The 12,822-nt window shown below is 60.6% G+C and carries 12 protein-coding genes; 4 read left to right on the forward strand and 8 right to left on the reverse strand.

Annotated elements, in window-relative coordinates:
• Window positions 1–36: 36 nt before the first annotated feature.
• Window positions 37–1,878, reverse strand: a complete 1,842-nt coding sequence (ilvD, locus tag AC6CIA_RS12095) for a dihydroxy-acid dehydratase (RefSeq protein WP_498312260.1) — start codon at window positions 1,876–1,878, stop codon at window positions 37–39.
• A gap of 418 nt (window positions 1,879–2,296) precedes the next feature.
• On the opposite strand from ilvD, the gene AC6CIA_RS12100 reads away from it, so the two are divergent.
• On the forward strand, window positions 2,297–2,755 hold the full coding sequence (locus tag AC6CIA_RS12100) for an REP-associated tyrosine transposase (RefSeq protein ID WP_498312262.1): 459 nt from the start codon (window positions 2,297–2,299) through the stop codon (window positions 2,753–2,755).
• Window positions 2,756–2,914: 159 nt separating this feature from the next.
• Here the strand turns inward: AC6CIA_RS12100 and AC6CIA_RS12105 are convergent, their stop codons facing one another.
• Together AC6CIA_RS12105 and AC6CIA_RS12110 are read right to left on the reverse strand one after the other, a co-directional pair.
• A complete protein-coding gene (locus tag AC6CIA_RS12105; RefSeq protein ID WP_498312264.1) occupies window positions 2,915–4,114 on the reverse strand; it encodes an MFS transporter in 1,200 nt (399 codons plus the stop codon).
• 167 nt (window positions 4,115–4,281) lie between these two features.
• A complete protein-coding gene (locus tag AC6CIA_RS12110; protein WP_034101304.1) occupies window positions 4,282–5,478 on the reverse strand; it encodes a class I SAM-dependent rRNA methyltransferase in 1,197 nt (398 codons plus the stop codon).
• A 242-nt stretch (window positions 5,479–5,720) separates the two neighbouring features.
• On the opposite strand from AC6CIA_RS12110, the gene AC6CIA_RS12115 reads away from it, so the two are divergent.
• Together AC6CIA_RS12115 and mutM are read left to right on the forward strand one after the other, a co-directional pair.
• Complete coding sequence (locus AC6CIA_RS12115) at window positions 5,721–6,533, forward strand: HDOD domain-containing protein (RefSeq protein ID WP_498312609.1); 813 nt, start codon at window positions 5,721–5,723, stop codon at window positions 6,531–6,533.
• Between the two features lie 21 nt (window positions 6,534–6,554).
• On the forward strand, window positions 6,555–7,367 hold the full coding sequence (gene mutM / locus AC6CIA_RS12120; RefSeq protein WP_498312266.1) for a bifunctional DNA-formamidopyrimidine glycosylase/DNA-(apurinic or apyrimidinic site) lyase: 813 nt from the start codon (window positions 6,555–6,557) through the stop codon (window positions 7,365–7,367).
• Window positions 7,368–7,405: 38 nt separating this feature from the next.
• Here mutM and AC6CIA_RS12125 read toward each other — a convergent pair whose 3' ends face one another.
• The 5 genes from AC6CIA_RS12125 to AC6CIA_RS12145 form a co-directional block, all read right to left on the reverse strand.
• Window positions 7,406–7,657, reverse strand: a complete 252-nt coding sequence (locus AC6CIA_RS12125; protein ID WP_339527963.1) for a YfhL family 4Fe-4S dicluster ferredoxin — start codon at window positions 7,655–7,657, stop codon at window positions 7,406–7,408.
• Between the two features lie 105 nt (window positions 7,658–7,762).
• Window positions 7,763–8,242: a pantetheine-phosphate adenylyltransferase gene (gene coaD, locus AC6CIA_RS12130; protein WP_498312268.1), complete on the reverse strand. Its 480-nt coding sequence runs from the start codon at window positions 8,240–8,242 to the stop codon at window positions 7,763–7,765.
• Between the two features lie 114 nt (window positions 8,243–8,356).
• Window positions 8,357–9,952 carry a GMC family oxidoreductase gene (locus AC6CIA_RS12135; protein ID WP_498312270.1) on the reverse strand — a complete coding sequence of 532 codons (1,596 nt, stop codon included), beginning with the start codon at window positions 9,950–9,952 and terminating at the stop codon, window positions 8,357–8,359.
• Between the two features lie 38 nt (window positions 9,953–9,990).
• Window positions 9,991–10,536 carry a twin-arginine translocation pathway signal protein gene (locus AC6CIA_RS12140; protein ID WP_498312271.1) on the reverse strand — a complete coding sequence of 182 codons (546 nt, stop codon included), beginning with the start codon at window positions 10,534–10,536 and terminating at the stop codon, window positions 9,991–9,993.
• 25 nt (window positions 10,537–10,561) lie between these two features.
• Window positions 10,562–11,989 carry a coniferyl aldehyde dehydrogenase gene (locus tag AC6CIA_RS12145; RefSeq protein WP_498312273.1) on the reverse strand — a complete coding sequence of 476 codons (1,428 nt, stop codon included), beginning with the start codon at window positions 11,987–11,989 and terminating at the stop codon, window positions 10,562–10,564.
• A gap of 147 nt (window positions 11,990–12,136) precedes the next feature.
• On the opposite strand from AC6CIA_RS12145, the gene AC6CIA_RS12150 reads away from it, so the two are divergent.
• A complete protein-coding gene (locus AC6CIA_RS12150; protein WP_498312274.1) occupies window positions 12,137–12,808 on the forward strand; it encodes a TetR/AcrR family transcriptional regulator in 672 nt (223 codons plus the stop codon).
• The last annotated feature ends 14 nt before the right edge of the window (window positions 12,809–12,822 follow it).

Raw genomic sequence — 12,822 nt, forward strand, 5'->3', positions numbered from 1 at the left:
TTTTCTTGCGGCTTGTAGCTTGAAGCCTGCAGCTATTTACATGCCATCCAGCATCGCCTTGTTACGCACGGCGCCCTTGTCGGCGCTGGTCGCCAGCAGGGCGTAGGCTTTCAGGGCGGTGGTGACTTTGCGCGGACGCTTTTCCACCGGTTTCCACCCTTTCTTGTCTTGCTCGACCCGGCGCGCCGCCAGTTCTTCGTCGCTGATCAACAGGTTGATCGAACGGTTGGGAATGTCGATCAGCACCTTGTCGCCGTCCTGCACCAGACCAATCGCGCCGCCGGCAGCCGCTTCCGGCGAAGCGTGGCCGATGGACAGGCCGGAGGTGCCGCCGGAGAAGCGACCGTCGGTCAGCAACGCGCAGGCTTTGCCCAGGCCCTTGGACTTCAGGTACGACGTCGGGTAGAGCATTTCCTGCATGCCCGGGCCGCCTTTCGGGCCTTCGTAGCGGATGATCACGATGTCGCCTTCTTTCACTTCGTCGGCGAGGATGCCGCGAACCGAGCTGTCCTGGCTTTCGTAGATCTTGGCGCGGCCTTCGAACACATGGATCGACTCATCCACGCCGGCGGTTTTCACCACGCAACCATCGAGGGCGATGTTGCCGTACAGCACGGCGAGGCCACCTTCCTGGGAATAGGCATGCTCGACGCTGCGGATACAGCCGTTTTCACGGTCGTCGTCCAGCGTGTCCCAGCGGGTCGACTGGCTGAACGCGGTTTGGGTCGGAATGCCCGCCGGGCCCGCCTTGAAGAAGGTATGCACGGCTTCGTCGTCAGTCTGGGTAATGTCCCATTTGGCGATGCCTTCGGCCATGGACGTGCTGTGTACGGTCGGCAAGTCAGTGTGCAACAGGCCACCACGGGCCAGGGAGCCGAGGATCGAGAAGATCCCGCCGGCGCGGTGCACATCTTCCATGTGGTACTTCTGGATGTTCGGCGCGACCTTGCACAGTTGCGGCACATGCCGGGAAAGACGGTCGATGTCGCGCAGGTCGAAATCGATCTCGGCTTCCTGGGCGGCAGCCAGCAAGTGCAGGATAGTGTTGGTGGAACCGCCCATGGCGATGTCCAGGGTCATGGCGTTTTCGAACGCCTTGAAGTTGGCGATATTGCGCGGCAACACCGACTCGTCGTTCTCGCCGTAGTAACGCTTGCACAGCTCGACGATGGTGCGGCCGGCCTGCAGGAACAGTTGCTCGCGGTCGCTGTGGGTGGCCAGGGTGGAACCGTTGCCGGGCAAGGCCAGGCCCAGGGCTTCGACCAGGCAGTTCATCGAGTTGGCGGTGAACATGCCGGAGCACGAACCGCAGGTCGGGCAGGCGCTGCGCTCGTATTCCGCGACCTGCTCGTCAGACGCGCTGGAATCAGCGGCGATGACCATGGCGTCGACCAGGTCCAGGCCGTGGGAGGCCAGTTTGGTCTTGCCGGCTTCCATCGGGCCGCCGGAGACGAAGATCACCGGGATATTCAGGCGCAAGGACGCCATCAACATGCCGGGGGTGATCTTGTCGCAGTTGGAGATGCATACGATGGCGTCGGCGCAATGGGCGTTGACCATGTATTCCACGGAGTCGGCGATGATCTCGCGGCTCGGCAGGGAATACAGCATGCCGTCATGGCCCATGGCGATGCCGTCATCCACGGCGATGGTGTTGAATTCCTTGGCAACGCCGCCTGCGCGCTCAATTTCGCGGGCGACCAGTTGGCCGAGGTCCTTGAGGTGCACGTGGCCCGGTACGAACTGGGTGAACGAGTTGGCAATCGCGATGATCGGCTTCTTGAAGTCGTCATCTTTCATCCCCGTGGCGCGCCACAAGGCACGGGCGCCGGCCATGTTGCGGCCGTGGGTGGATGTTTTCGAGCGGTAATCTGGCATGGAGCACTCCGGGCGGCAAATCAGGACTAATCAGGTGCTAAGGGAAGTGAGCTTCTATGGACGTCTGGAACACACCGCAAATGGCCGTGTGTCCGGAAGTTGCCACTCGCAGTGCGGGATCGCCGCGTGCGTGGGCCTCGAGCTCATAAACCCGCCGGGGGATGACTGGCGATGAATAGAGCCGATTCTACACCGCTGGCGGCTGGAGGGAATGGCCGTCTACCTGTAGGAGCGAGCTTGCTCGCGAAAAAATCCAACGATAACGCAGCGCCATCAGGCAGCCCGCGGTGCCTTCGAGGTTTTCGCGAGCAAGCTCGCTCCTACGCAGGCCGGGACATATCCGGAACCACTGTTTAAGCGCCAATAAACGCTGGAGATGCCTACTGTTTCTCTTCCAGCCAGCAAAGAGGACGAAGGAATGTCCATTCAGCAAAACGCACACCGACTGCGCACGAGACGCTATTCAGAAGCCGGGCGCATCTACTTGCTCACCGCCGTCACCCACCAAAGACACCGAATCTTTCAAGATTGGCGCATGGGCCGCTTGCTGGTCAGCGAGTTCAGGAAGGCTCAAGACGATGGCGAAGCGACGTCGCTTGCCTGGGTGGTCATGCTGGATCATTTCCACTGGCTGATTGAATTGCATAACGGCGATTTGCCAAGGCTGATGCGTATCACGAAGTCGCGAAGTGCCCATGCCATCAATAAGGCCAGAGGCTCTCACGGGACGCTTTGGCAAAAGGGTTACTTCGACCGGGCGCTGCGTCGGGAGGATGACCTGAAGGCGATGGCGCGCTACATCGTCGCCAATCCCTTGCGCGCGGGTCTGGTCGAGCGTATCGGCCAATATTCACTGTGGGACGCAATCTGGCTGTGAAACACCTTCTCTGTAGGAGCGAGCTTGCTCGCGAAGATCGTCAACGATAACGCAGCGCTACCCGGTAACCCGCGGTGCCTTTGAGTTTTTCGCGAGCAAGCTCGCTCCTACAAGGAAACGCGTCAGCGGTTGATTCGGGCATTCGTCCAGGGCAAAACGTCAGCGGTTGATCTGGGTATTCGTCCAGGCGCCCCACAGGCTGAACACCATGAAGCTGACGGCAATGCTCATCAACAACAGGGTTCCGGTTTGCGCAAGCGCTGCGCTGCTGACGGCGGCCGTGAGGAACATGATGCTGTTGCCCGCCGACGCCGCCGTCCCTGCGCTGCTTGAAAACAGCAGCATTGCCGCAGAAATCGCGGCGGGCCGAACCAGGGTGACGGCCAGGGCGCTGATCAACATGGGGATCAGCAGGGTCACGGTGTTGATGGCATTCAAGCTGACGACCAGCGTTAATAGCACGCCGGCGACGCAGAGCAATCCGAGGCCAATGTTGATTTGCAGGGACAGTGAGATGTGTTTTTGCAAGAACGACGCCGCAACCCCGCCGAGCAGATAAGCCGCGCCATATACCATCAGTACCAGTGCGTACTGGTATTCGGTGAGCTTCAACCCATCCATGAAAATCAGCGGGGTCACGCTGATCAAGGCGAAGTAGCAGGCAAATACCAGCGCGGCGATCCACCAGTAGCGCAGGAAGTCTCGGTTGCGTGCGACGGCTTTCAGCGTGCCGATGATCGATAGGGAGGCGCGGTGTGGGCTGGCGGACTTGGACGGCAAGATGCAGGACGCGTGGATCAACATGCCCAGCGCCATCAGCGCGAAGCCATAGAAACTCCCCTGCCAGTCGAATGTGGTTTGCAGCCACGAGCCGATCAGCGGCGACAGCGCGACAAAGGAACCGCTCAGCGTCATGTAATAAAGGCGCACACGGGCGCGGTCTCGTTCGTCGAACAAGTCTTCCACTAACGCATGGCCGAGTACAAAGAAGCCGCAGCCCATGGCCTGGACCGCGCGAAACAGCAGGAAGGCCGGATAATCCGACGCCAATGCACAACCGAGAGCACTCAGGATCGACAGTGTGATGCAGCCGAGCAGGACTTCCTTGCGGCCCCATTTATCCGAAAGCGGGCCGGCGATCAACTGAGAGATCGAAAAGACCAGTGTGAACAGACTGACGGACAGTGCGATGTCTGCGGATGGCCTATCGAATTTGGCGGACAGGGCGGGGTAAGAGGGCAGCAGGATATTGATCGGGAAGAAGCTGATCAGGGAAATGCAGGTGATGAGGATGAAGCGGGAGAATTGTTGGCGCTTGAGGTCGCCACTGAGCGGCGGCGAGCAGGAGGACTCAGACATTGTTTTTGTTTTCCGGAATAAAACCAGAAACCGATACTAGTCTGCGAAAAACACAATTCAATCAGCAGTAGCGTGCGAACTTTCCGATACGTACGTGAGCCATTGCTGTAACTGTAGGAGCAAGGGCTAGGCGCCCCCCTCGCTCCTACAGGCGTGGTGTAGCTCAATCAGCTATTGGGCAACAACCGGCACGTGATGCTCTTGATATACCGTGTCTCGGCAATCGCCGGGTGCACCGGGTGGTCCGGGCCCTGGCCGCCGCGTTCGAGCATCTGGATATTGCGGTCCAGGTGGCGGGCGCTGGTCAGCAGGATGTTCTGCAGGTCGTCTTCCGGCAGGTGCATCGAGCATGAAGCGCTGACCAGGATGCCGTCCTTGCTGAGCAGGCGCATGGCTTGTTCGTTCAGGCGACGGTAGGCGCCTTCGCCGTTCTTCATGTCTTTTTTGCGTTTGATGAAGGCCGGTGGGTCGGCGACGATCACGTCGAAGCGTTCTTCGCTGGCTTTCAGTTCTTTCAGCGCTTCGAAGACGTCGCCTTCGATGCAGGTCATTTTCTCGGCGAAGCCGTTCAGCGCGGCGTTGCGTTCCACGCCATCGAGGGCGAAGGCGGAGGCGTCGACGCAGAACACTTCACTGGCGCCGAAGGCTGCCGCTTGCACACCCCAGCCGCCGATGTAGCTGTACAGGTCGAGGACGCGCTTGCCTTTGGCATAGGGAGCCAGGCGGGCGCGGTTCATGCGGTGGTCGTAGAACCAGCCGGTTTTCTGGCCCTGGATCACCGGGGCTTCGAATTTCACGCCGTTTTCTTCCAGCGCGACCCACTCCGGTACCAGGCCGAAGACGGTCTCGACGTAGCGGTTGAGGCCTTCGGCGTCGCGCGCGGCGGAATCGTTCTTGAACAGGATGCCGCTGGGCTTGAGCACTTGGGTCAGGGCGGCGATCACGTCGTCCTTATGGGCTTCCATGGTCGCCGAAGCGATCTGCACCACCAGGATGTCGCCGAAACGGTCGACGACCAAGCCTGGCAGCAGGTCTGAATCGCCGTACACCAGGCGGTAGAACGGCTTGTCGAACAGGCGGTCGCGCAGGGACAGGGCCACATTCAGGCGGTGCACCAGCAGCGACTTGTCCAGAGGCAACTTGATGTCGCGCGACAGCAGGCGCGCGCAGATCAGGTTGTTCGGGCTCATGGCCACGATGCCCAGGGTCTTGCCGCCGGCCGCCTCCAGGATGGCTTGGTCGCCTGCCTGGAAGCCGTGAAGTGGGGTGGCGGCCACGTCGATCTCGTTGCTGTAGACCCACAGGTGGCCGTTGCGCAAACGACGATCGGCGTTGGCTTTGAGGCGCAGGCTTGGCAGGGACATGACGTCGCTCCGGAAAAAAGAGCGGGAGTATACCTGTTGTGCAGGGATTGATGTGGGAGCGGGCTTGCTCGCGATGCAGGCGGTGTGGTGTATCTGACGTACGGTGGCGATGCTATCGCGAGCAAGCCCGCTCCCACAAAAGACCGCGATAGAGGTTAGAATCGCGCCCTAGCCCAGAGTGTTTACTTATGTCCCCAGAGCTTTCCGCCGAACAGATCCAACAAGCCCTGCAGGGCATCAGTGTGCCGCCTCAACCGCAAATCATGGTGGATTTGCAGATGGAGCAGTACATGCCCGATCCGGACCTGGAAGTGATCGCCCGGTTGATTTCCCAGGATCCGGGCTTGTCCGGGGCGTTGCTGAAGATCGTCAACTCGCCTTATTACGGCCTGAGCAACAAGATCGCTTCGATCCAGCGTGCGGTGAACCTGTTGGGCAGTCGCTCGGTGATCAACCTGATCAACGCCCAGTCGATCAAGGGCGAGATGAGCGATGACACTATCGTCACCCTCAACCGCTTCTGGGACACCGCCCAGGATGTCGCCATGACCTGCCTGACCCTGGCCAAGCGCACGGGCTCCCAGGCGGTGGACGAGGCCTACGCGTTGGGGTTGTTCCACGATTGTGGCGTGCCGTTGATGCTCAAGCGGTTCCCCAATTACATGGCGGTGCTGGAGGACGCTTATGCCAGCGCGGGCCCAGAGTGGCGTGTGGTCGATACGGAAAACCGCGCGTTCAACACCAACCACGCCGTGGTCGGCTACTACACGGCCAAGTCCTGGCGGCTGCCGGAGCATGTGACCGACGCTATCGCCAATCACCACAATGCCCTGGCGATTTTCAGCGACGAATCGACGCGCAATCCGCAACTGAAAAACCTGCTGGCGATCCTCAAGATGGCCGAGCACATCTGTTCTTCCTACCGGGTGCTGGGTAATCAAACGGTTGATCTCGAATGGGAAAGCGTCGGCCATCTGGTGCTCGACCATGTCGGCCTGTCGGACTACGACTTCGAAAGCATGAAGTTGTCGATCCGCGAGCTGGGCGTGCACTGATCCTTCATTCAAGAGGTACACATGCCCGAGTTGCCTGAAGTCGAAACCACCCGGCGCGGGATTGCCCCGCACCTCGAAGGCCAGCGCGTCAGCCGCGTGATCGTGCGTGAACGGCGACTGCGTTGGCCGGTCCCCGAGGACCTCGATGTGCGCCTGTCCGGACAGCGCATCGTGCTGGTGGAGCGGCGGGCCAAGTACCTGTTGATCAACGCCGAAGTGGGGACCCTGATCAGCCACCTGGGCATGTCGGGCAACTTGCGCCTGGTGGAAGTCGGCATGCCGGCGGCCAAGCATGAGCATGTGGACATCGAATTGGAGTCCGGACTGGCCCTGCGCTACACCGACCCTCGACGTTTTGGCGCAATGCTCTGGAGCCAGGACCCGCACAACCATGAACTGCTGATTCGCCTGGGGCCCGAGCCGTTGACCGCGCTGTTCGACGGCGACCGCCTGTTTCAGCTGTCCCGTGGACGCTCCATGGCGGTCAAGCCATTCATCATGGACAACGCGGTGGTGGTGGGCGTGGGCAATATCTATGCGACGGAAGCCTTGTTCGCCGCAGGGATTGATCCTCGCCGGGAGGCCAAGGGCATTTCCCGCGGGCGATATCTGCAACTGGCGATCGAGATCAAGCGCATTCTGGCGGCGGCCATCGAGCGTGGCGGCACTACGTTGCGCGACTTTATTGGTGGCGACGGCCAGCCGGGGTATTTCCAGCAGGAGTTGTTCGTCTACGGCCGTGGCGGTGAGGCGTGCAAGGTCTGCGGGGCCGAACTGCGCAATGTGGTGCTGGGGCAGCGGGCGAGTGTGTTTTGCCCCAAGTGCCAGCGTTGATTGCTCGCGAAGGCGCCCTGCCAGGCGCTAAAAAATCGTCAGGCCTTGCCGGTAATCTTCCGGTACTTCTCCATCAACTGCTCTTGCGTTTCAGGATGAGTTTCATCCAACGGAATGCAGTCCACAGGGCAGACTTGCTGGCACTGAGGTTCGTCGTAGTGGCCGACACACTGGGTGCACAGGTTGGGGTCGATCACATAGATCTCTTCGCCCTGTGAAATGGCGGCATTCGGGCACTCGGGTTCGCAGACGTCGCAGTTGATGCAATCGTCGGTGATGATCAGGGACATGGAAACTCCTGCCAGGGCGCTTGAGCCAAGGCATCTGAAAACTTAATGCGCGCAATTGTGCCGCATTGGCGCCCGCAGTGCGAGCGGGCGCCGGTTGAGCGGTCGTTACTGCTTGAAGCGCAGGGTCAGCGCATCGGCGACTGCCGGGTGCACAAACTTGGTGATATCACCGCCCAAGGCCGCGATTTCCCTGACCAGCGTCGAGGAAATGAACGAATAACGTTCCGACGGAGTGAGGAACAGGCTTTCCACGTCCGGCGCCAGTTGGCGGTTCATGTTGGCCAGCTGGAATTCGTATTCGAAGTCCGAGACCGCTCGCAGGCCGCGCAGGAACACATTGGCATTCTGTTCCTTGGCGAAATGCGCCAGCAGCGTTGAAAAGCCGACCACCTCGACATTGGGCAAGTGTTTGGTGACCTCTTGCGCCAGCTCCACGCGCTGTTCCAGGGGAAACAGCGGGTTTTTCTTGGGGCTGGCAGCGACTGCGATGATCACATGGTCGAACAAGCGTGAGGCGCGTTCGACCAGATCGCCATGGCCTTTGGTAATCGGGTCGAAGGTTCCTGGGTACAACACTCGGTTCATCGCGTCGTCCTGGCGGAGTCCGTTGGGGAACCGGATGGTATCGCAGCCATCCCGGTCGGCCAAGTCAACTTATGCAGAAGAAAGCACTATAGACACCACGAATAGCGTGTTTTTTCATGCTGTTTTCAGACGTTCGGCCAATGCTGTCGCCAATTGCGCGGTTAATCCGTACACCGACAATTGCGGGTTGGCGCCAATGCTGGTGGGGAATAAAGAACCGTCGTGGATCGACAGATTGCGCAATTGGTGATGCCGCCCGAGACTGTCGGCCACCGCGTTTTTCGGCTCTTCGCCCATGGCACAGCCGCCCATGACGTGGGCGCTGCCCAGGCAGGTACGGTGCAGTTCCAGGTTCAGGCCATCGATCAGGCTGCGGGCCTCGGCCAGCGTGGTGACGTAGCGTGCGTCATGGTGCAGCGGTTTCACCGACTTGGCGCCCGCGGCGAACTGGATCTCGGCCATGCTGTGAAATGCCCGACGCAGCCCGTCCCACGCGTAGGGCGAGACCTGATAGTCGAGCACCGGTGTGCCATCGCCACGCAAGTCCACGCTGCCGCCCTGGCTGTCGGGGTGAAAACCGTCCCGCAGCAGCGCTAGCATCGCGTGGGTTTTGGGCAGTTGGTTCATATCCAGCGCGTTCTGCGTGCCATAACCGCCAAACAAGGTGCTGGCCAGGGCCGGGTGTAAGGGCGGTGCTTCCAGCTTGTAAGACATTTTGCCGGTGGTGCCGTCCTGCCATTGGAAGTGGTCGGAATAAATCGACTGTGGCGCGCCGTAGAACGGGTTGATCACTTCGTCGAACAACCCGGCGGAAAAATTCACCAGATGCAGGAAGGTCCGTTTACCCAGTCGCGAGTGGGGGTCGGGCGCATCCGAACGCATCAGCAGCGCCGGGCTGTTGATACCGCCGCCGGCGAGCACGTAATGCTTGGCCTTGACGGTGATTTTATAACCGGTGGGTGCCACGCAGCGCGCGTCCATCGCCGCGCATTCCAGGCTGGTGATGGTATCGCCGCTGAACTTCAAGTGTTCGGCGCGGGCCAGGTACAGCAGCTCGCCGCCTTGCTCGAGGGTGGAAGGAATAGTGGTCACCAGCATCGATTGCTTGGCGTTGACCGGGCAACCCATGCCGCAATAGCCCAGGTTGAAACAGCCACGCACGTTGCGCGGGATCACATGCCAGCTGTAGCCGAGTGTTTCGCAGCCTTTGCGGATCACGTCGTTGTTGGCGTTGGGTGGCACGGCCCAGGGCGCGATGCCCAGGCGTTGCTCCATTTTTTCGAACCAGGGCGCCATCTCGGCGCTGCTGTGGCCTTTGATGGCGTATTCGCTGGCCCAGTGCGCGAGGGTCTGATCCGGGGTGCGGAAGCTGGAGGTCCAGTTGATCAAGGTGGTGCCGCCCACTGCACGACCTTGGAGGATGGTGATGGCGCCATCCTTGCTCATGCGGCCGATGCCTTCCTGATACAGGCTGGCGTAGGCCTCGTCTTCCAGCAGCTTGAAGTCGCTGCTGGTCTTGAGCGGGCCTTCTTCGATCAGCAGCACTTTGTAGCCTGCTGCGCTGAGGATTTCGGCGGTGGTGCCACCGCCCGCGCCGCTGCCGATGATCGCGACGTCAGCTTCCAGGATCAGGTCCCGGTCGAGGGCGGCGCCATTGTGGGTCTTCCAGCCGCGGGCCAGGCCGTCGCGGAACAGATCAGGTACGGGCATTCGATGGCTCTCTTGTTTTTATTGAAGGTGCGCGCAGGTCAGATAGTGGGTGGGCCGGAATAGCCGCAATGGGCCCATGACGCGGGCTGGAAGTACCAGGCCATGATCACCAGCTTGAGCAGCGAACCCTGGCCCATGCGCAACAGGTTCAGGTAACTGTTTTCCCAGCGATGGAGGAAGTTGCGGATTTGCTCGTCGCTGGCATTTTCCCAGCTGCCCCAGATGCCGGTCAGTGGTCCTCGGGTGACGGCCATGCCCAGCACATCGAACAACTGCTGGGTCAGCTTGAACATCTCGGGGGACAGGTGTTGCAGGCTGTAATCGAGCTTTTTCAGCGTGTCCTCGATGCCCGCGGCCACGGCCTCGGCGCTGGCAGCGCCTTCCAGCAATACCGGGATCACCGCCCGCAGAAACGGCAGGTCACTGCTGCGTAACATGGCAAAGCCGCTGGCGGGCGTACTGCTGGAACAGCCGCTGAGGCTGGCACCAAGCCCGGCGGTGGCCAGGAAAGCGCTGGCGCAGAGGCCGAGTTTCAAGACGCCGCGCCGTGACAGCGCGGGTGATTCAGTCAGGCTAGGGTGCATTTTTATTGTTATCCCTGAGATGGCGTTAGCGGACGAACAGCTTCTGGATCAGCTTTTGAATGGATTTGCCGTAGGGCGGATAAATCAGCTTGGCCGCGTTCAGGCGCTGTTTGACCAGCACGCCCTTGGCCTTACTGAACGTCAGGAAGCCTTCATGCCCGTGGTAGTGGCCCATGCCTGAAGGGCCGATGCCGCCGAAAGGCATATCGTCCTGGGCCACGTGCAGCAGGGTGTCGTTCAGGCACACGCCGCCGGAATGGGTTTCGTGGAGGACACGGTTCTGTTCGGCTTTGTTGTAGCCGAAGTAATACAACGCCAGCGGACGAGGGCGCTGGTTGATGTAGGCGAAGGCCTGGTCGAGACCGCGATAGGGCACGATCGGCAGCAGCGGGCCGAAGATTTCGTCCTGCATCAGCGTCATCTCATCAGTCACATTGAGCAGCAGGGCATGGGCCATGCGTCGGTCCTGGTCCTGATCATAGAGCGGGAGCACGGTGGCGCCTTTATCGGTGGCGTCCTTGAGGTAGCCGTTGAGCCGGGCAAGTTGCCGCTCGTTGACGATGGCCGTGTAGTCCGGATTGTCGGTCAGGGTCGGATAGAACCCGCGCACGGCTTTACTGTAGGCCTCGACGAAACCGTCGACGCGATCTTCCGGCACCAGCACGTAGTCCGGTGCCACGCAGGTTTGCCCGGCGTTCAGCGCCTTGCCGAAGGCGATCCGTTCGGCGGCGTCCTTGAGGGGCACATCGGCTGAAACAATCGCCGGTGATTTGCCGCCCAGTTCCAGGGTGACCGGGGTCAGGTGTTCGGCGGCGGCGCGCATCACGTGCTTGCCGATACTGGTAGCCCCGGTGAACAGCAGGTGATCAAGGGGTAACCTGGAAAATGCCATGCCCACTTCGGCTTCGCCCAGCACCACGCACACCAGGTCTTCGGGGAAAATCTTTGCCAACAGGGTCTTGAGTAGCTGCCCGGTGGCCGGTGTCGACTCGCTGAGCTTGAGCATTACCCGGTTGCCCGCGGCCAGTGCGCCCACCAGCGGGCCGATGGCCAGGTACAACGGGTAATTCCAGGGCACGATGACCCCCACCACGCCCAGCGGCTGATAAATAACCTTGGCCGAAGCCGGCTGGAAGGCGATGCCGACGGCGCGCCGGGACGCTTTCATCCAGCGCTTGAGGTGTTTGCTGGCGTAATGAATGCCGTGCAGGCTGGGCATCAGTTCGGCAAACAGGGTTTCGTCAGCGCTGCGATGGCTGAAATCGCGGCTGATAGCCTCGATCAGCGCCTGACGCTCGTCGCTGAGCATCTCCCGCAACGCTTTGAGCCATTGCTGACGCTGCGCGGCCGGCGGCATTGGATTGGCTGCATAGGCGCGACGTTGGGCATCGAAGAGGTCCTGGAGTTGGTCCAGCTCCGGGGAATTTTGCAGGTAGGCAACGTTGGCAGGCATGGCGCGGGTCCCGCTTGTTATTGGAATGCATCAACTTTTAGAGTTATTACTCTAAATTGTCAAATGACATTGCAGCAACATGCGGTTTTATCCTGGCCGGGATAGATCGTAAGATGTTTGTATCAGGATTTGAGAAGCCGATCTCCCATGCCCACACGAGTAAAGACCAGCGAACGCATTGTGCAAGCCAGCCTGGAGCTTTTTAACCAGCAGGGCGAGCGCACTGTCAGCACCAACCACATCGCCGCCCACATGGAAATCTCGCCGGGCAACCTGTATTACCACTTCCCCAACAAACAGGCGATCATCGCGGTGTTGTTTCGCGAGTACGAAACGCTGGTGGACAGTTTCCTGCGCCCGCCTCAGGGGCGCGCGATGGTCGTGGACGACAAGCGTTTCTATCTTCAGGCGGTACTGGCCGGCATGTGGCGGTACCGTTTCCTGCACCGCGATCTCGAACATCTGCTGGAGAGCGACTCGGAGCTGGCCACGGGCTATCGGCGCTTCTCCCAGCGTTGTCTGATCCAGGGCAACGCGATCTATCGTGGGTTTGTCGAGGCCGGGATCCTGAACATGGACCCGGTGCAGACCGAAGCGCTGACCCTCAATGCCTGGATTATCCTCACCTCCTGGGTGCGTTTCCTGTGCACCACCAATGAAAACTCTGCGCACTTGAGTGCCGAGGCCATCAAGCGCGGGGTGTATCAGGTGTTGGTGCTGGAGGCGGGTTTTGTCACGCCACAGGCTAAAGAAGCGGTGGACGCGTTGTTCAAAGAGTTTTACGTGCCGTTGAATCAGGCACTGGAAGAAGTGAAGTAGGCCCTTTCCCGAAC

This window comes from Pseudomonas sp. GQ91 (genome assembly GCF_059758795.1).

Coding starts and splice junctions, on each gene's coding strand:
- ilvD (WP_498312260.1), bottom strand. CDS start 1,878: ATGCCAGATTACCGCTCGAAAACATCCACCCACGGCCGCAACATGGCC.
- AC6CIA_RS12100 (WP_498312262.1), top strand. CDS start 2,297: ATGTCCATTCAGCAAAACGCACACCGACTGCGCACGAGACGCTATTCA.
- AC6CIA_RS12105 (WP_498312264.1), bottom strand. CDS start 4,114: ATGTCTGAGTCCTCCTGCTCGCCGCCGCTCAGTGGCGACCTCAAGCGC.
- AC6CIA_RS12110 (WP_034101304.1), bottom strand. CDS start 5,478: ATGTCCCTGCCAAGCCTGCGCCTCAAAGCCAACGCCGATCGTCGTTTG.
- mutM (WP_498312266.1), top strand. CDS start 6,555: ATGCCCGAGTTGCCTGAAGTCGAAACCACCCGGCGCGGGATTGCCCCG.
- AC6CIA_RS12125 (WP_339527963.1), bottom strand. CDS start 7,657: ATGTCCCTGATCATCACCGACGATTGCATCAACTGCGACGTCTGCGAA.
- coaD (WP_498312268.1), bottom strand. CDS start 8,242: ATGAACCGAGTGTTGTACCCAGGAACCTTCGACCCGATTACCAAAGGC.
- AC6CIA_RS12135 (WP_498312270.1), bottom strand. CDS start 9,952: ATGCCCGTACCTGATCTGTTCCGCGACGGCCTGGCCCGCGGCTGGAAG.
- AC6CIA_RS12140 (WP_498312271.1), bottom strand. CDS start 10,536: ATGCACCCTAGCCTGACTGAATCACCCGCGCTGTCACGGCGCGGCGTC.
- AC6CIA_RS12145 (WP_498312273.1), bottom strand. CDS start 11,989: ATGCCTGCCAACGTTGCCTACCTGCAAAATTCCCCGGAGCTGGACCAA.
- AC6CIA_RS12150 (WP_498312274.1), top strand. CDS start 12,137: ATGCCCACACGAGTAAAGACCAGCGAACGCATTGTGCAAGCCAGCCTG.